The 23,642-nt window shown below is 53.7% G+C and carries 26 protein-coding genes; 14 read left to right on the plus strand and 12 right to left on the minus strand.

The genetic code is table 11. From position 1 onward, the window contains the following. Positions 1–21: 21 nt before the first annotated feature. Both rpoD and FE783_RS11400 read right to left on the minus strand, forming a co-directional pair. Entirely contained in the window at positions 22–960 is a 939-nt protein-coding gene (rpoD, locus tag FE783_RS11395) for an RNA polymerase sigma factor RpoD (RefSeq protein ID WP_138879474.1), read from the minus strand. A gap of 346 nt (positions 961–1,306) precedes the next feature. Next, complete coding sequence (locus FE783_RS11400; RefSeq protein WP_202916173.1) at positions 1,307–1,762, minus strand: LysM domain-containing protein; 456 nt, start codon at positions 1,760–1,762, stop codon at positions 1,307–1,309. A gap of 191 nt (positions 1,763–1,953) precedes the next feature. Here FE783_RS11400 and FE783_RS11405 point away from each other — a divergent pair, with 191 nt between their 5' ends. Beyond that, positions 1,954–2,166 (plus strand): spore germination protein, encoded by a 213-nt coding sequence (locus tag FE783_RS11405; RefSeq protein WP_138879475.1) that lies wholly within the window; start codon positions 1,954–1,956, stop codon positions 2,164–2,166. A gap of 98 nt (positions 2,167–2,264) precedes the next feature. On the opposite strand, the gene FE783_RS11410 is transcribed toward FE783_RS11405, so the two are convergent. Beyond that, the gene (locus FE783_RS11410) at positions 2,265–2,729 is read right to left on the minus strand and encodes an Hsp20/alpha crystallin family protein (protein WP_138879476.1); all 465 of its coding nucleotides are present in this window, start codon (positions 2,727–2,729) and stop codon (positions 2,265–2,267) included. 130 nt (positions 2,730–2,859) lie between these two features. On the opposite strand from FE783_RS11410, the gene FE783_RS11415 reads away from it, so the two are divergent. From FE783_RS11415 to FE783_RS11435, 5 genes are read left to right on the plus strand one after another with little or no spacing between them, the layout of a single operon-like run. Next, a complete protein-coding gene (locus FE783_RS11415) occupies positions 2,860–3,096 on the plus strand; it encodes a spore germination protein (protein ID WP_138879477.1) in 237 nt (78 codons plus the stop codon). A gap of 3 nt (positions 3,097–3,099) precedes the next feature. Then, complete coding sequence (locus tag FE783_RS11420) at positions 3,100–3,306, plus strand: spore germination protein GerPB (RefSeq protein ID WP_138879478.1); 207 nt, start codon at positions 3,100–3,102, stop codon at positions 3,304–3,306. Between the two features lie 54 nt (positions 3,307–3,360). Beyond that, positions 3,361–3,954, plus strand: a complete 594-nt coding sequence (gene gerPC / locus FE783_RS11425; protein WP_138879479.1) for a spore germination protein GerPC — start codon at positions 3,361–3,363, stop codon at positions 3,952–3,954. Further along, entirely contained in the window at positions 3,951–4,130 is a 180-nt protein-coding gene (locus tag FE783_RS11430) for a spore gernimation protein GerPD (protein ID WP_138879480.1), read from the plus strand. The genes gerPC and FE783_RS11430 overlap by 4 nt, the downstream gene beginning before the upstream one ends. Positions 4,131–4,144: 14 nt before the next feature. Further along, positions 4,145–4,525 (plus strand): spore germination protein GerPE, encoded by a 381-nt coding sequence (locus FE783_RS11435; RefSeq protein ID WP_158301744.1) that lies wholly within the window; start codon positions 4,145–4,147, stop codon positions 4,523–4,525. Between the two features lie 179 nt (positions 4,526–4,704). Here the strand turns inward: FE783_RS11435 and FE783_RS11440 are convergent, their stop codons facing one another. Continuing rightward, positions 4,705–5,373, minus strand: coding sequence for a phosphatase PAP2 family protein (locus FE783_RS11440; RefSeq protein ID WP_238402992.1), 669 nt, complete (start codon positions 5,371–5,373; stop codon positions 4,705–4,707). Positions 5,374–5,751: 378 nt separating this feature from the next. On the opposite strand from FE783_RS11440, the gene FE783_RS11445 reads away from it, so the two are divergent. From FE783_RS11445 to FE783_RS11455, 3 genes are all read left to right on the plus strand, one after another. After that, positions 5,752–6,222, plus strand: a complete 471-nt coding sequence (locus tag FE783_RS11445) for a C40 family peptidase (RefSeq protein ID WP_420799731.1) — start codon at positions 5,752–5,754, stop codon at positions 6,220–6,222. Positions 6,223–6,411: 189 nt separating this feature from the next. Continuing rightward, positions 6,412–7,296, plus strand: a complete 885-nt coding sequence (locus tag FE783_RS11450) for an AraC family transcriptional regulator (RefSeq protein WP_138879483.1) — start codon at positions 6,412–6,414, stop codon at positions 7,294–7,296. A gap of 62 nt (positions 7,297–7,358) precedes the next feature. Beyond that, entirely contained in the window at positions 7,359–8,342 is a 984-nt protein-coding gene (locus FE783_RS11455) for a cation diffusion facilitator family transporter (protein WP_138879484.1), read from the plus strand. Between the two features lies 1 nt (position 8,343). Here the strand turns inward: FE783_RS11455 and FE783_RS11460 are convergent, their stop codons facing one another. Then, on the minus strand, positions 8,344–9,126 hold the full coding sequence (locus FE783_RS11460) for an endonuclease/exonuclease/phosphatase family protein (protein ID WP_158301745.1): 783 nt from the start codon (positions 9,124–9,126) through the stop codon (positions 8,344–8,346). 163 nt (positions 9,127–9,289) lie between these two features. On the opposite strand from FE783_RS11460, the gene FE783_RS11465 reads away from it, so the two are divergent. The 5 genes from FE783_RS11465 (at position 9,290) to gluQRS (ending at position 15,303) form a co-directional block, all read left to right on the plus strand. Further along, a complete protein-coding gene (locus tag FE783_RS11465) occupies positions 9,290–9,970 on the plus strand; it encodes a response regulator transcription factor (RefSeq protein ID WP_138879486.1) in 681 nt (226 codons plus the stop codon). Next, positions 9,967–11,343, plus strand: a complete 1,377-nt coding sequence (locus FE783_RS11470; protein WP_138879487.1) for a sensor histidine kinase — start codon at positions 9,967–9,969, stop codon at positions 11,341–11,343. Before FE783_RS11465 ends, FE783_RS11470 begins: the two co-directional genes overlap by 4 nt. A gap of 71 nt (positions 11,344–11,414) precedes the next feature. Then, entirely contained in the window at positions 11,415–13,637 is a 2,223-nt protein-coding gene (locus FE783_RS11475; protein WP_138879488.1) for an MMPL family transporter, read from the plus strand. Between the two features lie 22 nt (positions 13,638–13,659). Continuing rightward, positions 13,660–14,100: a hypothetical protein gene (locus tag FE783_RS11480; protein ID WP_138879489.1), complete on the plus strand. Its 441-nt coding sequence runs from the start codon at positions 13,660–13,662 to the stop codon at positions 14,098–14,100. A 243-nt stretch (positions 14,101–14,343) separates the two neighbouring features. After that, entirely contained in the window at positions 14,344–15,303 is a 960-nt protein-coding gene (gene gluQRS, locus FE783_RS11485; RefSeq protein WP_420799726.1) for a tRNA glutamyl-Q(34) synthetase GluQRS, read from the plus strand. 40 nt (positions 15,304–15,343) lie between these two features. Here gluQRS and FE783_RS37480 read toward each other — a convergent pair whose 3' ends face one another. The 7 genes from FE783_RS37480 to FE783_RS11520 form a co-directional block, all read right to left on the minus strand. After that, complete coding sequence (locus tag FE783_RS37480; RefSeq protein WP_158301746.1) at positions 15,344–16,288, minus strand: GNAT family N-acetyltransferase; 945 nt, start codon at positions 16,286–16,288, stop codon at positions 15,344–15,346. A gap of 186 nt (positions 16,289–16,474) precedes the next feature. Further along, on the minus strand, positions 16,475–17,167 hold the full coding sequence (locus FE783_RS11495) for an HAD family hydrolase (protein WP_158301747.1): 693 nt from the start codon (positions 17,165–17,167) through the stop codon (positions 16,475–16,477). A gap of 90 nt (positions 17,168–17,257) precedes the next feature. Then, positions 17,258–19,210 carry an ATP-dependent DNA helicase gene (locus tag FE783_RS11500; RefSeq protein ID WP_138879491.1) on the minus strand — a complete coding sequence of 651 codons (1,953 nt, stop codon included), beginning with the start codon at positions 19,208–19,210 and terminating at the stop codon, positions 17,258–17,260. Between the two features lie 212 nt (positions 19,211–19,422). Continuing rightward, positions 19,423–20,184, minus strand: coding sequence for a DeoR/GlpR family DNA-binding transcription regulator (locus FE783_RS11505; protein WP_138879492.1), 762 nt, complete (start codon positions 20,182–20,184; stop codon positions 19,423–19,425). A gap of 59 nt (positions 20,185–20,243) precedes the next feature. Then, positions 20,244–21,488 (minus strand): carbohydrate kinase family protein, encoded by a 1,245-nt coding sequence (locus FE783_RS11510; RefSeq protein ID WP_138879493.1) that lies wholly within the window; start codon positions 21,486–21,488, stop codon positions 20,244–20,246. Then, a complete protein-coding gene (locus FE783_RS11515) occupies positions 21,457–22,647 on the minus strand; it encodes a Gfo/Idh/MocA family protein (RefSeq protein WP_138879494.1) in 1,191 nt (396 codons plus the stop codon). Before FE783_RS11515 ends, FE783_RS11510 begins: the two co-directional genes overlap by 32 nt. A gap of 5 nt (positions 22,648–22,652) precedes the next feature. Beyond that, a complete protein-coding gene (locus tag FE783_RS11520; RefSeq protein WP_138879495.1) occupies positions 22,653–23,489 on the minus strand; it encodes a class I fructose-bisphosphate aldolase in 837 nt (278 codons plus the stop codon). Positions 23,490–23,642: the final 153 nt, after the last annotated feature.

The following is a 23,642-nucleotide window of genomic DNA, read 5'->3' on the forward strand; positions in this document are numbered from 1 at the left end:
TTTCAATGGAGGTAGCCATATTTATTCCAAAAAGTCTTTCAACCGCTTGCTCCGGCTCGGATGTCTCAGCTTGCGCAGCGCCTTCGCTTCGATTTGGCGGATGCGCTCGCGCGTAACGCCGAACACTTGCCCAACTTCCTCTAACGTACGCGTACGGCCGTCATCAAGTCCGAATCTTAGGCGAAGTACGTTCTCCTCACGCTCCGTCAATGTATCCAGCACGTCTTCGAGCTGCTCCTTCAGCAATTCGAAGGCTGCCGCATCGGCCGGAGCCGTCGCGTCGTGATCCTCGATAAAATCGCCGAGACTCGAATCGTTCTCTTCGCCGATCGGCGTCTCGAGCGAAATCGGGTCCTGCGCGATCTTCATGATTTCCCGGACTTTATCGTCGCTGAAATCCATTTCCTTGGCGATTTCCTCCGGTGTCGGCTCGCGTCCGAGCTCTTGAAGAAGCTGCCTCGATACGCGGATCAGCTTGTTGATCGTCTCGACCATATGTACCGGAATCCGAATCGTTCTGGCCTGGTCGGCAATGGCCCTCGTAATCGCCTGACGAATCCACCAAGTTGCGTACGTGCTGAATTTATATCCTTTGGAGTAGTCGAACTTCTCGACCGCTTTAATCAAACCGAGATTGCCTTCCTGAATCAAATCGAGAAACAGCATGCCGCGGCCGACGTACCGTCTCGCTATACTGACGACGAGCCGTAAATTCGCTTCCGCCAGTTGGCGCTTCGCTTCCTCGTCACCTTGCTCGATCCTTTTGGCGAGCTCGACCTCCGCTTCGCCCGACAGAAGCTGAACGCGGCCGATTTCTTTCAAATACATGCGAACCGGATCATTAATGCCAATGCCTGGGGGCAGCGACAAATCATCATGTGCGGAAAATTCGTTCCGTTCGTGATCGTCCTTCTCTAGTGAAAGCTTTGTCTCAGATACCGAGCGTTGATCGTTCGCCATAAATCGGCTCCATCCTCCCTGGAAAGTAGAACGTAGTTTGTACTGTTAAGGAACTTTAACGAATAACGTACCTGCTCTCTAATTCCGTTAAAGTTCCCGAGTTGATTGCTCCATCGGTTCTTATATTGACAAAACCTCAAGAATATGGTAGTGTAAATTTAATGAACACAAAATTCATAAATGCTATCCGGCATTATATCATGATTTTTACATAATTTCAATACGTCATTTCGTGTCCTCTTCTATTTTGCAAGAGGACCTTTTCATTTATTCGGTTTAACCGCAAACAAATAAAGGGCAGCCCGGAACTTGGCGTTCGTTCCGGGCTGCCCTTTACGATTAACTTTCAGTAAGACGGGTGGACGGGATAAGGATAAGCCGGATATGCTGCAGCAGGCTGAGCGGCGTAGGACGGATACTGCTGCTGCGGATACTGCGAGTAAGGCGCCGCTTCGGGCACGTCTTGCTCGACGTACATTTTCTGGCAAAACATCTTATCCATGCGGGGAATATGAACGACCGTTCCCGCAGCCGGCTGATAAGGTGCTTGAATATGCGGATTCACGGCTTCAAGAACGGGCCCGGGAACGTTGTACGTTTGCGCCAGCTGCTCCATCGTGTCCCCGTCACTCCATGTATGCTGCTTGTAATATGTCCCGTCGCGGTCTTCTACTCCTTCCCGGAATGGAAAGAATGGGAAGAAAAACGGGGAGAAAAAGAAAAACGGGACAAAACGGCGGCGTGGGAAAAAGAACGGGTTGAAGCCGAAGCCGCCGAACGGCACTCCAAATTGACGATCCATGAACAAACATCCTCCATTTCATTTGTGGGCATTTGACTGTACATCGTATGACAATCGATCGATTAGGTTCCAGCCCGGATCAAAAATTAGGCTTACTTCAGCCGAATTGCCGGGAGATTCACCTATTGCATTTTCCCGGCGGCAGCGGCATATAGTGAAACATACTTTTCCATCGCAAAGGAGTTTTCGATATGCCATCCATCATCCTGGCTCCGATCAACATTACGGGCGCAGACGGAAATGTCACGTTTGGCGATGTTTTGCAAATTGCTCCGAACAGCTCGGCCAAATCGTATTCCGGATCCGGCGGAGGCAATGTGGGCATCTTCGCTCAAACGATCTCGCTGCTCAGCTTCACGATTACATCCGACCCCGACGTGGTCGACTCCGTTTCCGCTTTATAAGAATGATACCGAATGCTGCGACAAATAGGGCAAAGTATAGGCGCGCCATGCCGCGCCGATGCTTTGCCCTATTTCGTTCAGGTATCCGGAAACAGACGTCAATCGAAATAACGGACGTTTACTCCATGCATTCGCTCGCTGATTTTGACTTTTCTTATTTGCATTTGCAGCACGCCTTTTTTGTATACCGCTTTGCAGCTTTCCGGGACGATATGAGATGGCAGCTTGACGACTTCACTGCGATCATCCGGCAATCCTTCCAGCTTGATTTGATTGATTCCGACAAACGCGCTCAAATTTCTGGCTTGCTCTTTGTCCGGAATATGAATTTTCACTACGACGTTGTTATGGGTTTCGAATACTTCCGTTCTGTAGCGATTTTTCAGCATGTTCAAATCGACCGCATTCGTGAACGCTTGTTTCATCACATCTTTCACGACACGATCTACCCAGGACGGATCCTTCAGGTAGTCATTCGCCGCATGCGGAAATTTGCCCCCGAAAAATTGCCCGAAATTTTTCCAGTCGAAGCTGCCGAAAATATCGTTTTTCGGATCATCCATCATACCCTCTCCTTATCTGCATTCATTATATGAACGGCCCGGCTGCTCCATGAATAAGACGGCGAACTATCATACCGTCCCGGGCTTACACATACAATGAAATAACGACATTGGATAAGGGTGTGACTGGATGCCGGCGATCGTAGGAAATATTACCGTTTTGAGTGTTGGGCCCAGTTCCATCGTTCATATCGGGGACTCTATTCAATTAATGCCGCAAAGCACGTCCAAAACGTTCGCGGGGGCAGGATCGTTCAATACCGGCGATTCCGTGAAGGCGTATAATGCGATAAGCAGCACCAACACATTCGACGCCGATGTTGCCGATGCGAACGCCGTCTTGGCGAATCAGGCGGGTGTAATCTGACCTATGAATTTCATCGTTCATCAAAGCATCGTCATTCATCAGTTGAAAGTCGAATCGGTAGCGAACTCCTCGGTTCTGCAAATCGGCAGCGCCGGGATGATCAAAGGTCTTTCGAATTTGTACAATACCGGCGGTTTTACCGCAGCAGCCCCGGCGGCGACCGCCACAGTCGGCGCGGAGACGCTAGTTCCGCTCCCTTCCCCCAGATGATGCTATTCCGAACCGATCCAATTCCATAAGATTTCAGGAAAGGGGGGGATCCGCATGTTTACGCTGCCTCCGCACTATTTTCAACAGCTGAATGCTTGCTTGCAGTGGCAAACGCAAAAGCTGCAGGAGCTCGAATCGAAAATCGGGCAAATGCAGCAGGAAATCGATACTCTAAAAAAGCAGCGTACGGTGAACGTGGAGAAAATTGAATACAAATTCGACCAATTAAAAATTGAAAAGCTGGACGGCACACTTCATATCGGAATATCCCCCGATGTCGGAAAATCGATCGAGGATTTCACCGTAAACGGCAGCGAGGTGATGACGACGACGGACGATATGGAAGCGATATCCCGCATCCGCAGCCGTATCGATCAATATTTGGATGAAGATGGCCGGACGCTTATCCGCGGGCATGAAGGAAACTACAGGGTCGTTCTCGGCAAAGAATATATCGATTTCATGATACAGGATATGAAAGGACAAATGGATAAGCGGATCGAGCACTATTGGAAGTCCGTCCGCGAAGACCCGACCGGCAAGCGGTCGAAGGAAGACGTTATTGTCGACAAGATCAAGGACGACATTGCGGTAGCGGTCCAACAGCATTTGAAGCAGAAGAAAAGCGAAGGAGAGAACGGGACATGAACTTTCAAGTGGAAAATAAGCAGTTGAACATCGGCATGATCCGGATCGTCGGCGTCGCCAGCTCATCGGTTGTCTTGATCGGCGATACGAAGGAAATCAACTTGTCTTCGATTTTCGATACGCCTCCCGAATCGCTTATTATCGGTCCATTGGTTCCGCTTGCGCCGCAAAGATGATGAGGGAATTGGAAATGCCGAGAACATCGGCCGTCAAGAACGCATACGTATACAGTGTCGGATATAGCTCCATATTTTTCGTCGGCGATTGCGTCGAAGTCAAGCCGCGAACCAAAGCTTTGGCGATTCAGCGTCAAATCGCCAACTTCAACGCGAACGAAGGTTCTTTTGAAGCTTTCCCCATATTTTCGAGACCGATTCCGCGGCCGGAACCGACAGATGACGTGCAATTCACCGTTGCCAACCGCAGCTCGTTCATCCATGTCGATTCCATCAGCATTATTTCCATCTCCACATCCGCCGTTCTGCAGATCGGATCGAACCAATTGATCGATGCGGAAAGCCGCACGAAGCATATCCGCCAACTGCAGCACAGGCCCGCTTCCCCTTCATAAAGGCAAAAAAAAGCTTGATCGCTCAAGCTTTTTCCCGCCCTTTCCTTATTCGACCGGCCAAGCCCTCTCTCCGTTTACTTCCCTTCTCGCCAATCGTCTGTCCCGATCTCTCACTCAATGACCTGGCTTTGACAACAGCCATGTTTCCACCTCTGGAGCATTCAGATACCACCAGAATATTACGACTGCGCGGAATAGGCGACTGCGGATTTGCGACCATACCGGTCATAACACCAGATCAATGCAAACATCAGGCTGCCGCTGGCCAAGTAACCGCCGATGACGTCGCTCGGATAATGGACGCCCAAGTAAATTCGGCTGATGCCGATCATCAGAATAAACGACGTGCTGGCAACGATCAAAGCTATCCGTCCGGCTTTCCGTGGAATATGCTTCCATAACAAATAAGCGATTATTCCGTACAAGCTGAAGGCCAGCATCGAATGCCCGCTAGGAAAGCTGAACCCGTTCGCTTCCGCGATCCGGTAAATCGTCGGACGATCCCGATGAAACCATACTTTGAGCGTGTAATTCAGCAGACCGGTACCGACGACGACGATCATCAGCAAGACAAGCTCTCTGCGATGCCCCAGCACCGTGTATAGGAATATGGCGGCTATTAGCGATATGACAGCCACGGGAAGTCCGGTGCCGATCCACGTGAAAAACTTCATGACGTTCGTCAGCGGCTCGTTCTCCAGCCCTTGAATGAAAGCGATCAATCGTGAGTCGAAGGCGGCGATTTTGTTCGCACCGATCAGTAAGGCGATGCCCGCGAATCCGATGGCGCAAGCCAAGCTAACCGCAACAGCCAGCGTTACGCGCTTGCTTATAAGGTCATTGTTCACTGCTAAGGCTTCCTCCGCATCACCGATAATTGTTGTCAAGTTAAAAATAACGCGAAATTTTAATGAATTTCTCATTATAGCAGCGAAATGTAGGCGCGACAAGGAGTTTCCCGGCCGGAACCAAATAATGTCTGATCTTTTTGTGATAAGGTAATAGCAGGCCATTCGATATGGCTCACACCAAATATTTTATAGTTCAAGGAGGAAGCCATGAAAAAAACTGCCGTAAATAAACGAATCGGACAAGCAATCCTGACTGCAGGATTGAGTTTTACCGTCTTTATTGGCGGAAGTATGTTTCTGAACTCTCCTTCTGCCCATGCCGCCACAACGCAGGACTACACTTCGGATTACGGTTGGATCAACGACTGGAACCATATATGGAACAACGACTGGAATACGGGCAACGACAACAATGCGGATTCCGCCGAACCGGCACCAGCCGCGGGTACCGCCTCGGATACGGACTCCGGCTCCGAATCGTCGGTTGCTAGCAATATTATATCCAAAGGCAAACAGTATATGGGCGTTAAGTACAAGTTCGGATCAAAGACAGGCAATACAAGCTCGTTCGACTGCTCGTCTTTCACCCAATATTTGTATCAATTAAACGGAATTTCTATTCCCCGCGGATCTATCGATCAATCCCGGGCAGGCACTTACGTACCCCGCAGTCAATTGAAGCCGGGCGATCTCGTGTTCTTCTACTCCCCTGTCCATCACGTGGCGATCTATATCGGCAACGGCAAAATACTGCACACGTACGGCGATCCGGGCGTTACGATCACCGATCTCGATTCCGGCTGGTGGGATGAGCATTATACGACAGCGCGTCGCGTAATCCAGTAATGAATTTCTAATAGCGAACCCGGATCCGGCATCCGGGTTTCTTTGCATTTTCCAAAAATAAAGTGATCCTTTTTTTGATATACTGTAGTCAATACATGGGATTGGCAAGTAAAGGAGAGTCTGCCTCATGAATTCATTAAGCTGGACCGTCAGGACGTCCGCCGCATTTTGGAAATGTGCTTGTAGGACATGACGAATCGACGCGTCCCGTTCACATTGTTCGGAAGCTTCTATTGGAAACCGGACTTCCCTATTTTCGTTTCGCGCTCCCGGGAGTTGTTCTCGCTTCCGATCCATGTCCACGATTTTATCGAGATTAATTATGTGGCGGCAGGCAAAGGCTATCATTATATCGGCGACAATCGGCTCGAGGTAGGACGCGGAGATTTGTTCATCATTCCGATCGGCACACGGCATGTGTACCGTCCCGAGTCGACGAATCCGGATCATGAGCTGATCGTTTACAACTGTTTGTTCAGTCAGGAGCTGCTTCCCCGTCTTGCAGACGTTCAGCCGCTGCCTTTTCGCCCTGAGCTCCTGCTGTCCGGGGAGACTCATACATACCGGCATTTCGAAGACAGAAACAACGAATGCCATCGGACACTGGAGAGCATGATCCAGGAATATACGCTGCGGATGCCCGGCTATGAAGCGATGGTGTGCAGCCTGCTGCTTCAACTGCTCGTGACACTGCACCGTTACGATGCCGGCTTCGTCGGCTCGGAGTCGAAGAGCTCCTTGTCTCCACTCCGGCTTGAGCCGGTATTCGATTATATCGCCGAGCATTATTCCGAAGCGATTACGCTGGAGCGGCTCGCCTCCCTCATTCCGGTTAGCGCAAGCTACCTGCAAAGGATGTTCAAGCGGACGACCGGGCAATCGTGTACCGAATATATCCAAAATGTGCGCATCGCCAAAAGCTGCGAGCTGCTTCAAAGCTCGTCCATAACCGTGAGGGACGTCGCCTTGCAGGTCGGATACAAAGATTTAAAATTTTTCCATACGCTGTTCCGTAAAAAAACTGGCACTTCCCCGTACCGGTACAAGAAAAAAGCGTTGTCATCTTTATCTTAATTATTCAGAAGCATGAGGCCAACGGTTGCGGGCGTATGCTTCTCTATGGAGGGTATTATCCGATGGAATCCGACAGCAAACAATCTTTGTTCAGCATGCTTAAGAGAGGCAACGCCTCATCCGGCGCGGCCGCTCTAGGCAACGTCTGTATCGCGATCATCAAGGGCATCGCGGCTTTCATAACGGGCAGCGGTACGATGTTCGCATCCACGATGCACTCGATCGCCGACGCGGTCAATCAAGGATTCGTATACGCAGGCAGCATTTTATCCGAGCGCAAACCGACGAAACGATTCCCTACCGGCTTCGGCCGGCTGATCAACATTTTCTGCATGGTTGCCGTCATCGTCGTCTCGATCATGGCCTATGAGACGATCAAGGAAGGGCTTCACCTCATCCGGCATCCCGCGGAATCCCACGGATTTTGGCTCAATTTCATCGTCCTGACCGTTTCGCTGCTCATCGACGGCATTATTTTGTTTAAAGCAATGAAAGAGATCGTACGCGAGACCCGTGCGAAAGCGAAAGGACTTGCCGTCGTGAAGGCCGCTTTCCTTCATGTAAAACGGGCCGCTCCGCCGACGCGCCTCGTCTTCTATGAAGATTTGGTAGCCACATCCGGAGCGTTGCTGGCCATCATAACGGTTGTCGCCACCGCCATTGCCGGTGTAAGTATCATGGACGGAATATGCGCGCTCCTGATCGGGCTTCTTATGGTGGGAGTCGCATTCCGGGTCGGCTACGACAATATGGTCGGATTGATCGGCGTGGCCGCTCCGATCGAAGTCGAAGAGAGAATCGCGGCGATCATTTTTGCCGATCCGGACGTAACCGATATCAACAAAATGCGGATCGTCCAAGAAGGACGTTTCTATCATGTAGAAGCCTACATCGAGCTGCGGACCGGATTGACATTAGCTGTCGCGGACGATATCAAGTTCCGGGTTCGGGACAAGCTGTTGGTAGACTCCGATATAGCGGATGTGACATTAGGCATCATTGAAGATAATGGTGTCATAAATTGGAGTTCTTCGCCGCGAAATTAGACTAACAAATGCGCAACTCGGCAATCAAAGGCCGATGATCGGAAGCGCCGGTGTCCACAACGTCCGTACGAACGACCTCGAATCCGCTGCCTGCCAAAATATAATCGATCTTCCGGTCCGGGACATCGGCTGGGAATGTGTATCCCGGTACACGCCGGACCTCGGCCCACGTATCGGGGAAAACGGCAAACAGAGGTAGCAGCTCCGGCGCATCCGGCCGGGCGTTGAAGTCGCCCACGATCAGTTTCCGGACAGGTTCCGACCCGGCAATGTCCAGCAGCTCTCCTACTTGCATCAAGCGGATGGCCGGGTCCGTCCGGTAGTCCAAATGAGTTACATAGATAGTCAACGTATATCCGTCAACGTTCAGCCGGACTTCGGCTAATCCGGGAAACGGTCTCGGCTCCGGAATCTTTTCCTGCGTCGATAACCGGGTCATGTTATGATTTATCGCTTGAATAACCGGGAACCGGCTCAGCAGCGCGACTCCGAATTGTCTGGCCGGCTCCCCTTCCGTTGTCGCGTCGAGCTCATATATCGGGGCAAAAAAAGTATGCATCCCCAGCTTGGCGGCAAGCTCTCCCACCATGTCCTCATGATGACTGCGGCCTCCCCAATATACGTCCACCTCTTGAAGGCCGACAATATCGGCGCCGGACTCCCCTATCACCGATGCTAGCCGGTCCATGTCGTATCGTCCGTCCATTCCGATCCCGGAGTGGACGTTATAGCTCATCACTTTAACGATCGGACTATGCGGAACCGGTTTACCGTCTAACTTCATTTGCAGACCCCTCCTCGTGTTCCAACGATCCATGCCGATAAGTCAGAAGTACACATTCGCATTGCAACGCTCGTTTCCTTCTTTTCTCTTCGCAATTGTTTTTTGCTAATATAGAAAGATCGTACGATGCAAAATCCAGATTCGAATAGAAGGTGTGTTCCAGTTGAGAATTCATTTGTTGATCGCGGACGACGATCCCCATATCCGGGAGCTGCTTCGTTTTATTTTCAAGAAAGAAGGCTATGTCGTATTTGAAGCGGAAGACGGCGGACAAGCTTCGCGCATCATGGAGAACGAACTTATTCATTTGGCGGTTGTGGACGTGATGATGCCTGCCAAAGACGGCCTCGAGCTTTGCCGGGAAATTAGAGAGCATTATGACATTCCCGTCATGATGCTGACGGCCAAGGGCGAGATCGAAGATAAAGAGAAAGGGTTCCATTCGGGGACGGACGACTACTTGGTCAAACCGTTCGAGCCGAAAGAGCTGTTGTTCCGCGTTCGGGCCTTATTAAGACGGTATCAAATGGTGTCTTCCGAGGAAATCCGCTTGAACGATACGCTTATCGACCGCAAAAGCTATGAGGTGAAAATCGGCGGAGAATCGATCGTCATTCCGCTGAAGGAATTCGAATTGCTGGCCCAGCTGGCCGCCAATCCGGGGCGCATTTTTACAAGAGAGCAGCTGATCCGGCTCATATGGGGGGCGGATTACGAAGGCGGCAGCCGTACGATCGATGTACATATCAAACGGCTGCGGGAACGCTTCGCCGACAGGTCCGACGACTTCGTCATTACAACGATCCGGGGGCTTGGATATAAGCTTGAGGTACGCGGGTCATGAAATCGCTGTACATCCGCATCGTCGTGACTTTTATCGTAATCGCCATGGTCAGCAGCATTTTGGCGTTGTTACTATCCAATGTTTATTATTTGAACAAATTACAGGCTTATAACGATAAAAAGATTATGAATATCGGAAAAGAAATCAGGGGGCTGTACGAGCTAAACCCCAATCTTGATTTGGACCGTTACTTGACGTCGATCGGCAGTATGGGGTTCCAGATCTACATGGTGAACGAACGGCTGGAGGGTACCTTTTACGGCGCTCCCTTCAAGCATGTGCAGATCGATCCCGAACATATCCGCTCCGTACTGAAGGGCGGGATCTATAACGGAATTATGGAGCAGCGTCATTTCCTGAAAGTAACCGGCATTTTCGAGAACAGTATCCGCAACAGCGTCGGACTTCCGCTGAACGTACAGGGGCAAGCTTATGCATTGTTCGTACGTCCGAATTTGGAGCAGCAAATCGGGGAAGTCCGTATTCTGTTGGCGCTGCTCCTCGGAGTCACCTTCTTGATCAGCATCGTGCTGATCGTCATCCTTACGCGGTACATCGTAAAACCGGTCCAGCAGCTGACGGCCGCGACGAACAAAATCGTCGGAGGGGATTACGATATCGAGATGGATGTATCCAGGCAGGACGAGATCGGGAATTTGGCCCGGCATTTTGCGCTGATGGCCCAATCGCTGAAGCGGCTGGATGACATGAGACAGGAATTCGTCGCCAACGTTTCTCACGAAATCCAATCCCCGCTTACGTCCATTCACGGGTTCGCCCAGTCGATTGTCGATCAAGAGGCGACACCCGAAGAGCAAGAGCGGTACATTCGCATTATCGCGGAGGAGAGCAGCCGTTTGTCGGCTCTAAGCAAGCAGCTTCTGACGCTCGCCGCCTTGGACAAGGAAGCAAGTGTGATGAAGCGTACATCTTATCGGCTTGACGAACAACTGCGGAACAGTTTGATCGTGACGGAATGGCAATGGATGGAGAAAGGGCTGTCGGTCGAACCGGATTTGCCTGAAATCGTCATTCATGCCGATCCGCAGCTGCTCGTGCAAGTATGGCTCAATCTGATTACGAACAGCATCAAGTTCTCCCGGCCCGGGGGCACCATATCGATCTCGATTGCGGTGGAGCGCGACATAGCTGTAACGATCAAGGATACCGGCATCGGGATACCCGCCTCGGAGCTGCCGTACATATTCGACAGGTTCTATAAAGCGGACAAAGCTAGAAGCCGAACTCATTCGGGAAGCGGGCTCGGGCTCGCTATCGCCAAAAAAATCGTAGAGCTGCACGGCGGAACGATCGCAGTCCGAAGCGAAGCCGGCAAAGGATCGGAGTTTACGGTACGTTTGCCTCATCTGTAATGTTCCGTTCATCGTCCATTCACATTCCTGTCCTACAATCGCAAGAGAAACAGGACAGGAGGTTTACAATCATGAGTCGAGCTCTAAGCCGATTGGCCCGCTTCGTCGGAAGTCCGAAAGGGGCCAAGCTGACGCTGGTCGGTTGGCTGCTTGTCATCGTCGTCATAAGCGCAATAGCGCCGGGTGCCAAAAAATATGCCGTAAGCAGCGGCGAAGGAAGCATCCATGACGATACGCCTTCCGCCTTGGCGAGGCAAATTGCGGAGGAACAGTTCCCGTCCAACGACGGGCTGCCGGTGCTGCTCGTGTTTCACGGACAAAACCCCATTACAGCGGATGAGCGCGCGAAGATCGAGGAGATCAGCAAATGGCTGTCTTCCGACAAGAAGCCGGCGCATGTGGCAAGCGCAATGCCCTTCCATCAGCTCGCCCCGTCGGTACAAGACAAAATGTTTTCCGCAGACCGGACAACGCTCATCCTGAATGCCGCGCTGGAGAAGGATCTGGCATCCGATCATATGCACGAGACGCTGCAGCAGATTCGGACCTATACGGAACAAGCGGGGCTCGGCAATATGCAGTTTGAAATGACCGGACCGGCCGCCATCGCCGCAGATACGATCACCCTGTTCAGAAACGCGGACCTCGTCTTAATGTTCGCGACGATCGGCCTCATTCTGGTCATTCTCGTCATCATTTACCGTTCCCCCCTTCTCGCCGTTATCCCGCTTGTCATATCGGGCATGGTGTATCAGGTTACGGACCGCATTTTGGGCTTGGCCGCCAAAAACGGATGGTTTGTCGTTGACAAACAGGCCCTTTCCATCATGATGATCCTGCTATTCGCCGTGCTGACGGATTATTGCCTCTTCGTATTGGCCCGCTACCGGGAAGAGCTGAAGAAAATCGGCTCGCCGTACGATGCGATGAAGGCGGCCCTCTCCCAAGTGGCGGAACCGATTCTGTTCAGCGGCGGAACGGTGCTTATCGCGATGCTCACTTTGTTCGCGGCGGTTTTCAAGCCTTACCACCACTTCGCCCCGGTCTTTTCCGTTGCGATGGTCGTCATTATGCTGGGCGGGCTGACGCTGATTCCTGCGTTGTTTGCCTTGTTCGGGCGTAAAGTTTTCTGGCCTTTCGTTCCGAAGCTCCAGGATCGAACGGTGGAGCCGTCCGGCTTCTGGACCAAAGTCGGCGCATTCGTAACGAAAAAACCGGGCGTTACGGCAGGCGCCCTCCTCCTTTTGCTAGTCGCAGGCTCTTTGAACGTCGGGACGATGCGGTATTCGTTCAATTTGTTGAAATCATTTCCGGACAACATCTCGTCCCGCCAAGGGTTCGACATTTTGGAGGAGCGTTTCCCGCAAGGGCAGCTGGCGCCGGTATCGGTCATCCTGAAGACGGATCGGGATATAGCTCTTGATCCGGCATTCGTAGGGAAGTTGTCCGCTTTGACCGAATCCATCAAGAAGCAAGGCGGGGTATACTCGATAACTCCGGAAATGACTCCGCAGCTGTCGGCGGCGAATGCGGTTCTGCCCCGAAACTTCTTGTCGGAACAAAAGCTCGCCGTGAAGCTTCAAGTGACTTTACAGCAAAATCCTTACGACCAAGCCTCCTTGGATTTGTTGGACAAATGGCGTTCCGGCAGCGAGACGATGCTGCGGGAGAGCGGCTTCGATCCTCTGCATGAATCTTTGCATTTCGCCGGACAAACGCCAGAGCAGCTCGATGTCCGAACCATGAATCAACGGGATACAATCGTCACCTTCTCGCTGATTACGGTACTTATCGGAATCATGCTGGCATTCCAAGCCCGGTCCGTCTTGATGGCGATAACGATGATGGCGACGATGCTGCTATCGTACACGGCGACGCTCGGCTTCGGCTGGATGCTGTTTCATCATGTGCTCGGCTTCGATTCGATCAGCTATCGTCTCCCGGTGTATACGTTTGTGTTCCTGATCGCGCTCGGGGTCGACTATAACATTATGCTCGTTTCCCGAATCCGGGAAGAGTCCGGGTACTATCCGTGGAAAGAAGCGGTGAGCCGCGGTGTCTCCTTGACGGGAGGCGTCATTTCATCGGCCGGCATCATACTCGCGGCCACCTTCTGCGTGCTCATTACCCAACCGCTTCAGGAGCTTTTCTTATTCGGTATCATCATGGCACTGGGCATCTTGTTGGATACGTTCCTTGTCAGAGGCATGCTGCTTCCCTCGATCATGACCCTGATCGGGAAACGGGACGGAAGCCCGCAATACCAATCGTTCATCTCAATGAACCGGGAGTAAAAGAAATGGAGGTCAACGATCTATGTTCGGTTTCATGTTATTTTTGCATCTTACAGGCTTGATGGTATGGCTCGGAGCTTTATTAGCCGTAGTTATCGTGGTTCCGTTATTGAGAAAACAGCCAGGTGCCGCGGAATCGAATGCGCTGGCGAGCCGGATTATCCGCATCTTCGGCATGCTCGCTCATCCTGCCGCTGTCGTCGTACTTCTTAGCGGAGTGTTCATGATCGTCAAGATGGGCATCGGTCCGGATAAACCACTCTGGCTCGATCTGATGGAGAAGGGCGGGGGTACGATCATTTTGCTCGCCCTCGTGCTGACCGGCCTATTGGGCAGGAAAGCAAGAAAACGGCTGGGTGCCGCCGAAGGCCGGCCCGTAGCCTTGTCCGGATATTTGACTGCTTCGGCTGGTTTTATGGTCCTGATCGTAAGTATGGTGCTCCTAGTCAGCCTAAAAATCTAGTACTGTCCCTGAATGGAACTGCGGGTAGTGTCGGCTTGCACGATGCTGCCCGTTTCCGTTAACCGGGCCCGCGAACCTTATTGTCAACTGTTGCATGCATTGGAAAGCCCGTGGTAAAATATACCTTGTCTCATCGCGTTGTTGGAGTTAGGATGTACGGTCTTGTATAATAGGAAACCATGTTACCGGGATGCGCGAGCATCTTATTTTTGTATATACACCAAACATAAGGCGATGATCGGCTTGAGACGAGGACGTTTCGCTCCTACCCCTTCCGGCAAACTGCATATCGGCAATGCCCGTACCGCCTTGCTCGCATGGCTGCAAATACGATCCGCCGGCGGAGCTTTCATCCTGCGGATGGAGGATATCGACAAGCCCCGTTCCAGGCCCGAATTGGCGGTTCAAATGATCGATGACCTGCGCTGGCTCGGACTCAACTGGGACGAAGGCCCGGACGTCGGAGGGCCATACGGCCCTTATGTGCAGAGCATGCGTGAACATTTGTACGATGAAGCGGTACAGCGATTAATCCGCAACGGCTGGCTCTATCCCTGCTACTGCAGCCGTGCCGAGCTGTCCGCAATCGCCAGTGCCCCGCACGGTCTTTCTTCCGAAGGACCGGCTTATCCCGGTACTTGCCGGCACCGGACGCCGGAAGAACAGGCCGTCAAAGCCGCAGTCAAAACACCGTCAATGCGATTCGCGATGCCCGACCGTCCGGTACGATTCGTCGACGCCTTACTGGGAGAACAGCTCTTCGACGCAGGCGCCGGAGGCGATTTCGTAGTGAAGCGCGCGGACGGAATATTCGGTTATCAGCTAGCCGTCGTGATCGACGATGCCGCTATGGGGATAACCGACGTGCTGCGGGGATCGGATTTGATGGATTCGACTCCGCGACAAATCTCGCTGTACGAAGCGCTCGGTCTGCCGTCTCCCCATTTCGCCCACGTACCGCTCCTTTTCGGACCCGACGGACGAAGGCTGGCCAAACGGGACGACGGCATTATGCTCGCGACGATGCGTACGTCCGGTACGAATCCGGAAACGGTTGTCGGCTGGCTCGCGTACTGGAGCGGATTGACGGATCGTCCCGAGCCGATGAAAGCGTCCGAGCTCATCCCCGTATTCGACTTGTCGAATGTGAGCAAACAAACCGTCACCGTTACGGAGGAGGCGCTGCGGGAGCTTGACCGATGAAGCGGCGCTTCCCGCAAACGAAACTATGGATCGAACTTGATTACAAGTACTCGTTCCTCAGCATCGACATAATCCGCATCGACACGAAACGGCCGTCCGCGATATCGCAATCCCGCAGAACGCCTTCCGATTGGAATCCTACCGATGCGTACAGCCGTTCCGCATCCACGTTCTCGGTTCGAACATCCAGCCATAGACGCCGTGCGTTCCAATCGTCGAAAGCCATTTTCTTTATGACGCGCAGCGCTTCCCTTCCGTAGCCCTTCCTCTTCGGAACGATGACCAGTCTCTTCAACTCGATCGAATGCGATTGCGGCTGCAATCCGTTCAAGATCGCATATCCGATCCTCTCTTCCGTCAGACGGTCAACGATAATGAGATGAGCGAAGCCGGGACTTTGAATCGCGTCGGTGTGCTGCTCCTTGGACCATTGACCGATATACGTTCTGTTATCGGCGTCGCGCTCCGCTCTCAGAACGAATTCCAGATCCGCTTGTTCGGTCAGTCTAAGCCGAATCCGCTCCGTGCCGACGATTTCTTCCACGAACGACGACTTTCTGCCCGCCTTGTCGCGCAGTGCAGCCGGATACGCTCCGGGCTTCGGATCTTCGATCGCCCAGTAGCGGTTGCCGAACGGGTCGTGGAACATCATGTCCCACCCTCCGCCTCCGCCTCTAAGCACTTCTCCCGCCTTTACGCCGCTCTCGATCAACCGATGGCGAAGCTTGCGGATGTCCGTGGTCACGAACTGTACGGAGTAGTGGGGATGCGCCTTGTAGTCGCCGACGAACCAGATGCTCTCCGAGTCGTCGTCCGGCGAGAAAATCAGCAGCCTTTGCCCGCTCGGCAGTCGGACTTGCGCGATCCCGCTTTTCCAGACCAGCTTACAGCCCAGAACGTCCACATACCAATCGATGGCCCGGTCATAATCCTGCTCCGGCACCGGTATACCCAACACTAACGATTGAACCCCGATTTGCTCCATGGCTTCACTCTCCATTTAAACTATATTGCTCCATTATAGCACATATGTTCGCATCGTTGAATATCGCCCCAACATTCGAGAACAATCATATCTGTAAAAGCATGCAAAAGGCCCCGCATCGATATGATGCAGAGCCATTCGGGCTTGCTCTCGCAAAGCTGCCTAATTTCATACTCGCAGCGGGAACTAACTACGACGTATCTCTTCCATCGCTTGCAGCGGCCGCTCCAGCTTCGGATGCCCGGTTATCTTGTCCCGCATCTCCAGGGGCAAATACCATACGGCATGATAAGCCTTCATCCCGGCACGTGTCGCTCCATTCAACTCGTCGGACCCGCCGTCGCCGATGAAAACGCACTCTTCCGCCTTCACGCCCAAACGATCGCAAGCAAGATTGTAAATCGAACGGTCCGGTTTGGCGAAGCCCGCCTGATACGAGAACAAAACTTCGTCGAAATAAGGCGCGAGCCCGCAATCCGGCCAGGCATGCACCTCTTCCTCCGTACAGTTGCTGACCAGCCCGAGCTTCACGCCTTCCTGCTTGAGCCGCCGCAGCAGCTCGATCACTTCGGGATCGATGCCTTGAAAAGCCGCCTTCTTCTCCAATACCCGCTCTTCGTACAGCTCCTTGACGACCCGATCGTCCACTTTCACCTGCTGTCCTTTCAGAAGATGTCTCATGACCGCGAAATAATCGGCGAATTGTCCCGTCATCCGCTTCTCGTGCGCGGCTCCCCATTCCCGGCGGTATACGTCGTGCGATAAGCCAAGCCTTTCGGCATTGCCTTTGTTCGATCGGCTCGCTTTGCGGACGCCTCCGGCATATTCGGAAATCAGCGTCTCGAACAAGTCGAAAAGTACCGCTTTCGTGACCGGCATGCAAACACCTCCTGAATTTGTCAATTTCATTATCCCAAACGGCCGGCAGGGCGACAAATGTACATTTTGTGGCAAAAAGGCGGCTCCTGCCTAATCGATCAAACGTTCCACTTCCACGCCTTCGGGAAGCAGCGCTGCGACTTGCTTCTGCAGCTCGGGCCGCTCCTGCAGCTGCTCGCACAACAGCATCACGATGCCGGAATCGTCGTGACCGCGAATCAACCGCCCCATCCCTTGACGGAGACGGAGCAGCATGTACGGCAAATCGACCTCGGCATAGGGATCGGCCGAATGCCGCCGCTTCGCCATAAAGACCGGGTCCTGCGGAGGAAAAGGCAGCGACCAGACGATCACATTCGATAAGGACGGACCCGGAACGTCCAACCCTTCCCATAAGCTGACCGAGCATAAGACGCTCTGCTCATCGGCTTGGAATGCTGCGATTAGATGGCTGATCTCGCCGTCGCCTTCGAACAAGATGCGGTATCCGGCCAATTCCGGATAGCCGGATACGTCCGCTTTAAAACGCAGCAGTTGTTCGAAAGCCGGAAACAGGAGCAATGCTCTTCCTCCGGTCCGCTGTATGCCATGAACGGCGTATTTCATTTTATCCGCGATCGCATTTCCCGCGTACGGACCGGGCGCGACGACCTTCATCCGATTCCCGTAATCGTACGGCGAGGCGACCGAGAAAGACGAATGCGATCCGATTCCGAGACTGTCCGCAATATACCGGAACTCACCGTCTACCGATAACGTCGCGGACGAGAAAATAATCGGCTTGCCCGCGCTGAACACGCGCTCCCGCATCACTTCCTTGACGGTTCTGGGCATGATCGCAAGCGAGAAGCCGTTTTCGTTGTTTTCCGTCCAGCATATCAACGCATCCGACCGCTCAAACAAGCCGAGAGCCTTCTGCATCATCTCCAGATGCTCTTCCACGATACGCTGCTGATATTCGTTCAGCGAGTAAAGCCCGCTCTCGAAAACAAGCTCCTCGTCTATCGCCTCCAGCAGCGCCCGGAACGTGTGCACCTCCTCACGCAGCCGTTCATCCAACCGAATTTCCATCCGATCGGAACCGGGAACGGGGCTGCTCTGCCGCTTCAGCACGTCAAACAATGTCTCGCTTTGCACGATCGCTTGGTCGATGAGTTCGGCCAGCTCCTCCCGAATTTGACCTTGAAGCAGCCTGGTGATCTGCTCTTCGAATACGGGCTGCATAAGCCGGTAAGCCAACGCTTTCTGGGCGGCGAATTCCAACAAATGCCCTTCATCGAAAATAACCGCGCTGTGATCGGGGAGCAGCGGCAGCTGCCCTTCCCGTTTTCTTCCTTCATACGTCCATACGTGCTCCATGTAGAAATCGTGGGAGCAGACGATAATATCGGACGATTTCCGGTAGTAGTCGCGGGACAGCGTCATTCCACAGCGATGCCGCTTGTCGCAGACGAAGCAATCCCGATAAGGGTCCCAGCCGATTTTGTTCCATTGCTCGTCGTTCAACTGCGGATAATGCTTCCGGTCGCCATAGGCATGGAACGACTGCAGCCCTTCCCGCGTTCGAACGAATGCGGGCAAGCTTTCGTAAAGCTCCTCATACAGTTCCGTGTCTGCATCGCCATATCTCGCGTCGTCCAGCTTCACCAAGCAGACGAATTGGTCCGGCGACTTGCCCAGCCTTGCATCTATATCCAGGCCGAGATAGCGGGACAGCTTCGCGATGTCCCCTTCCGGCTTAACCAGCTGCTCGATCAACGATTCGTTCGCGCAAGCGACGATAACGGGCTTGCGCATATGGCGGGCGTAACAGATCGAGTACAACAAATATACGAGCGTCTTGCCCGTGCCCACTCCCGCCTCCGCGAACAGAGTGCATTTCTCCTGAAATGCCCGCTCCAGTTGAAAAGCCATATAAATTTGCTCATCGCGAATTTCGAATCCGTGCTCGGGCAGCAGCTCGTAGAATACATCCGCAACCCAATTGCCGACTTGCTTCATGAATGGCTGAGATGGATCGTAATCAAAAGGGTATTTCTTCATGCGAGGGATACCTCCAATCGAATCGTCGCCGACTCTGAACAGTCTACACCGAAAAAGGGAATACAGCCAGTCTGTTTTGTCCTCCCATTTTGTGGTATAATTATAAACAAACAAAGACAAGAGCGCGGTTTTCGCCGCACCTCTTGTCTTTTTCGTAATTACTCATATCCCCCCATTGCCGCTTATCAACGGTCATGGAGGTTCCGGTCGGATTATTCCGGCGCCACGACGATTTGCATGCCTTCGTCTTCGGCCGCCGCTCGGATGGACGAAGGGGCTTCACGATCCGTAATGATTCGGTGAACGTCTTTAAAGCCCGCGAACGAGTGCAGAAACCGTTCCCCGAATTTGCTGGCGTCGGACACGATGTTTACCTGCCCGGACCGGCGCATCGCATGCCTTTTCAGCTCCGCCTCGAACGAATTGGAGTTGCTGAAGCCGTGTTGGGCCGTAATTCCAGTCGCGCCGAGAAACGCTTGATCGAAAGCCATCGTGCTGAGCGCCTCGATCGCGATCGGCCCTACCATGGAGCCGGTCTTCTCCAGCAGCATGCCGCCCGCCACGATCGTATGAATGCCTTTATCCATCAGCACCGCGGCTACGTTCAATGCGTTCGTAACAATAGTTACCGAGCTGTCCGGGCGTATATGCTTGGCAACCTGCAGCGTCGTCGTGCCCCCGTCGATGAAGATCGCCTGGTTCGGTTGAACAAGCTCGGCGGCCGCTCTGCCGATCCGTATTTTCTCGTCGGTCAATACGGTGTCGCGTTCCTTGAGCGATACGTCCAGCGTAACGGGAATGGCGCCGCCGAACGTGCGTCTTACGAGGCCGAGCGATTCCAGCTTCTCCAAGTCTCGGCGGATCGTCATATCCGTGACGGCGTAGCGGTCCTTCAGATCGCCGATCTTCACTTCGCCCTCTCGTTGAATCGTGTTCCATATTTCATTTTGCCGTTCGTTTAAATTAAGACGCATTCCCGCTTCTTCACTCCGTCATCGATCCGCTCGGATCGTCAATGTTCGTTTATACGACATTATACCGGATTTGATCGATGTTTGTCATATGGACCGATCCAGCAGCCGCCGTTTGTCCCGGTCGCCCAGCCTTCCATCGGCAATGCTGGAGTACGGCGGCGCCACCCTTGTTCAATCCGGCGGACGACGGCTGGCCACGGTACGATTCCGCTGGTCGCATCCAACGCTTCCACGCTGCACGCTCCGACCGCGACGGCGGCCGTCATCGTTTCTTCAAGCGGCAGCCCGTGCAGAAGCCCGCACAAAAAGCCGGCAATCGTGCTGTCGCCTGCGCCTGTAGTACCCGCCACCGTCGCCTCGAAGCAAGGGACGAGCAGTTCTCTCCCTTCCCAATCGGTGAGTGATTTCGGCACGGCCGCGCCGAATTGCCGCAACCGATCGGCTCGACCGGTCGTGCGGACGTACAGCCCCTCCTCCCCTATTTTGATGCCGACCACCGCAGCCCCCATATCCAGAAGCTGTCCGGCCATGAGCGCCAAAGTTTGCGTGTTTAAGTCCGTGTGAGCACCCGCGCCGGTTCCGAAGCCGGTGCCGTTTGCACCCAGCATGAACACCGTCTCTTCCCAGCTCGGCAAGTACAGGTCGACGTATGGGAGAACGCGCTTCAGGATGGAGCGCCAATCGACTTGCCCCGCGGGCGAGTCCGGATCGGGTCGCGACATGTCGAGAGAGACGGTCAGCCCTTTCGCCTTCGCTCTTGCAAGCAGCTTCTCCAGCTCCCGCCCGTCATTCGAATACATGTCCTTCATGAGCGGCGGATATCCGAAATGAAGCAGCTTGGCTCCCGCAAGCGACTCATCCGATACGTCACTCGCTTGAAACGTGTCATTCGTGCCGGGACAATGCAGGAAAATCCGGTCGGCCCCGCGCGGACTGATGACTATGCTGTACGAGCTTTGCTCCCCGGCACTTACGATCATCCCGTCGGCCATGCCGGAACCATGACCCCTCAGCGCGTCCAGGATAAGCCGGCCGAACGGATCGTCCCCGACCTTGCCCATCAACTTCGTCGCGATTCCGAGACGATGGAGCGCCAAGCCGGAGTTGGCGACAGTCCCGCCGGTAGAGAGAACCGCACCGCCTACATTAACCAATGCTCCCGGAACGGTGATCGCGGCTAATCCCGCATGGCCCAAGTCCGGGATAAGGTCCAGGCAAATGTGCCCCGCGACGATAACGTCCGCTTCGTCCGGGACGTTCGAAGGCGGGCGGTCATGCTCCGGCCTGTCTTGCGGATGCTTCAAGCGAATCCCTCCCGCCGATATGCACCGTCTGTCCGGTGCGATCCGATTCCAAGGCGGCCGTAAACAGCTTATGGCTTCCGGCAGCCTCCTCCGGCGTCGCGCAATACAAAGGCTGCTTCATTTGCCCGCGATGGACGATCTCGTCGCAGAATGCCGCCCACATTTGCAAAATCGAATCGGAAAACCCGAATTCGAAAATGCCTCCGGTGATCGTCGTATAGGCCGATTGATACGGAACGTCGAGCGTATGCCACGCTTGTTCTCCTCCCGGCTTGTAAGGCAGGGAGCGGATTTCCTTCGGATTTTTGGTCGTATATTCGGCTGAAAGCTCCGTACCGTTAATGCGGATAAACCAAGTATTGGAATGGCCGGGAGCGATCCTCTTCATGGACAGCACCATAGGGAACGACTGGCCGGCTTGTTTCACGTCGCAAGCGAGAATCGCATTGTCCCAAGTCTCGCAAGGAACGTTGCCGCCTTTGCCGTCGGGACGCACGTCCACAGTTTTCTGCAGCAGCGCGCGAACGCTGTTCGGCTGCCAGCCGAAACGAAGCGGCAAGTGCAGCACGTGCATGCCCAAATCTCCCATGCAGCCATACTCGCCGTTCGTGGCGATGCGCCGCTTCCAGTTGATCGGCTTCAGCGGATCGAGATCGCTGCTGTGCCAGAAGCCGGCTTCCACTTCGATAATTTTGCCGAACCGCCCTTCCCTGACCCATTGACCGATCCGATAAGCTCCGGGAAAGAATGGGAACTCCGACGAGCAGCGAACGAGCACTTCGGGATGGTTCGCGATTTCTTCCATGATCCGTTCATTGGCAGCCTTGTCGATTCCGAAAGGCTTCTCGCCGAGCAGATGCTTTCCGGCGCGAATAATATCGATATATAAATCCGCATGCAGGTTGTGAGGAACCGCGCAGTATACCGCATCGATATCGGGATCGGCGAGCAGCTCGCGGTAATCGGTGGTCGACTTCGTCACGCTCGGTACGAACTCCTTGAACCATTCGGCTGCGGACGGATTCGCATCGCAAACCGCCGTAATCCGCGGCTCGAAGTCGACTCCCTGCAGATGGCACCAGCGTGCGGCTGCGCTTGCAAACTCCTTGCCCATCAAGCCGCACCCGATTACGCCGAACCGAATTATTTTTCTTGCCATGATCGTCACTCTCCCTTCAGCATCGCCATAGCTTGTTCTACAGTAGCCCCGTCGTGGACGATCGCCATAAAAGCCCGGGTCATGCGGTCCGGATGCGAGTGTTGGATGACATTGCGGCCGTATACGATTCCGGCGGCGCCCTGCTGCATCAGTTCATACGTTCGGGAAAGAATCGTCTCGTCCGGTGCCCGGCCGCCTCCGCGAGGGAGCACCGGCTTGCCCGAAGCCGCTTCGATAACTTTGTGATACTCTTCAAGATGATCGCACGGATCGGCCTTGATAATGTCGGCGCCGAGTTCGACGGCTTGGCGGACGAGCGGAACGATTTTGTTCAAATCCCCGTCCACCATGTAACCGCCATGCGTTTCGTTCGGCAGCATGACAAGCGGCTCCACCATTAGCGGCATACCGTATCGTTCGCATTCCGGCTTCAGTCTGCATACGTTCTCCACGCACTGATGGTACAATTCCGGCTGGTTCGGCAGCAGCAGCAGGTTGACGACGACGCAAGCCGCATCCAGAGCAACCGCCTGCTCGACCGGGCTGTGGATCAGATGGCTGAATAAATGGGACGGAAGCGACTTGCCGTAAATGTTCGCGACATCGGTACGCAGAACGAGCGACGGCTTTGTCTTGCCCGGAATATTCTGCAGAAGTGCCGCCTGCCCCGGACTGAGCTGGATTGCATCCGGATCGGCCCGGACGATCGTCTCGATCGCTTGCTTCATATTCTCAATTCCGCTCAGGAACGATACCTCGTTAAAAAAGCCGTGATCGATCGCCACGTCGAAGCATTTGCCGTCCGAGCCGAACAAACGATTCATTCTGGGTGTAATGGACATATGTATTCCTCCTCGGGTTATTTTGCAACAAAACGAAATGTTTGTTTGTAACATTTATAATGTTATATTCAAACAACGTTTTTGTCTACACAAAAAATAGAAAAAAACCTTCCCAAGCCGCGAACTGCCGGCCGGAAAGGTTTAATCCTCTTG

The sequence above is a fragment of the Paenibacillus mesophilus genome, from assembly GCF_005938385.1.
Taxonomy (GTDB): Bacteria; Bacillota; Bacilli; order Paenibacillales; family NBRC-103111; genus Paenibacillus_AB; species Paenibacillus_AB mesophilus.

What these genes read in the sequence shown, in the direction of transcription:
- FE783_RS11450 (WP_138879483.1), top strand. Translation starts at nt 6,412, where the DNA reads ATGACGAATCGACGCGTCCCGTTCACATTGTTCGGAAGCTTCTATTGG.
- FE783_RS11430 (WP_138879480.1), top strand. Translation starts at nt 3,951, where the DNA reads ATGAACTTTCAAGTGGAAAATAAGCAGTTGAACATCGGCATGATCCGG.
- FE783_RS11505 (WP_138879492.1), bottom strand. Translation starts at nt 20,184, where the DNA reads ATGCGTCTTAATTTAAACGAACGGCAAAATGAAATATGGAACACGATT.
- FE783_RS11515 (WP_138879494.1), bottom strand. Translation starts at nt 22,647, where the DNA reads ATGGCAAGAAAAATAATTCGGTTCGGCGTAATCGGGTGCGGCTTGATG.
- FE783_RS37480 (WP_158301746.1), bottom strand. Translation starts at nt 16,288, where the DNA reads ATGGAGCAAATCGGGGTTCAATCGTTAGTGTTGGGTATACCGGTGCCG.
- FE783_RS11480 (WP_138879489.1), top strand. Translation starts at nt 13,660, where the DNA reads ATGTTCGGTTTCATGTTATTTTTGCATCTTACAGGCTTGATGGTATGG.
- FE783_RS11470 (WP_138879487.1), top strand. Translation starts at nt 9,967, where the DNA reads ATGAAATCGCTGTACATCCGCATCGTCGTGACTTTTATCGTAATCGCC.
- FE783_RS11415 (WP_138879477.1), top strand. Translation starts at nt 2,860, where the DNA reads ATGCCGGCGATCGTAGGAAATATTACCGTTTTGAGTGTTGGGCCCAGT.
- FE783_RS11520 (WP_138879495.1), bottom strand. Translation starts at nt 23,489, where the DNA reads ATGTCCATTACACCCAGAATGAATCGTTTGTTCGGCTCGGACGGCAAA.
- FE783_RS11400 (WP_202916173.1), bottom strand. Translation starts at nt 1,762, where the DNA reads ATGGATCGTCAATTTGGAGTGCCGTTCGGCGGCTTCGGCTTCAACCCG.
- FE783_RS11435 (WP_158301744.1), top strand. Translation starts at nt 4,145, where the DNA reads ATGCCGAGAACATCGGCCGTCAAGAACGCATACGTATACAGTGTCGGA.
- FE783_RS11475 (WP_138879488.1), top strand. Translation starts at nt 11,415, where the DNA reads ATGAGTCGAGCTCTAAGCCGATTGGCCCGCTTCGTCGGAAGTCCGAAA.
- gerPC (WP_138879479.1), top strand. Translation starts at nt 3,361, where the DNA reads ATGTTTACGCTGCCTCCGCACTATTTTCAACAGCTGAATGCTTGCTTG.
- FE783_RS11410 (WP_138879476.1), bottom strand. Translation starts at nt 2,729, where the DNA reads ATGGATGATCCGAAAAACGATATTTTCGGCAGCTTCGACTGGAAAAAT.
- FE783_RS11495 (WP_158301747.1), bottom strand. Translation starts at nt 17,167, where the DNA reads ATGCCGGTCACGAAAGCGGTACTTTTCGACTTGTTCGAGACGCTGATT.
- rpoD (WP_138879474.1), bottom strand. Translation starts at nt 960, where the DNA reads ATGGCGAACGATCAACGCTCGGTATCTGAGACAAAGCTTTCACTAGAG.
- FE783_RS11420 (WP_138879478.1), top strand. Translation starts at nt 3,100, where the DNA reads ATGAATTTCATCGTTCATCAAAGCATCGTCATTCATCAGTTGAAAGTC.
- FE783_RS11460 (WP_158301745.1), bottom strand. Translation starts at nt 9,126, where the DNA reads ATGAAGTTAGACGGTAAACCGGTTCCGCATAGTCCGATCGTTAAAGTG.
- FE783_RS11455 (WP_138879484.1), top strand. Translation starts at nt 7,359, where the DNA reads ATGGAATCCGACAGCAAACAATCTTTGTTCAGCATGCTTAAGAGAGGC.
- FE783_RS11500 (WP_138879491.1), bottom strand. Translation starts at nt 19,210, where the DNA reads ATGAAGAAATACCCTTTTGATTACGATCCATCTCAGCCATTCATGAAG.
- FE783_RS11405 (WP_138879475.1), top strand. Translation starts at nt 1,954, where the DNA reads ATGCCATCCATCATCCTGGCTCCGATCAACATTACGGGCGCAGACGGA.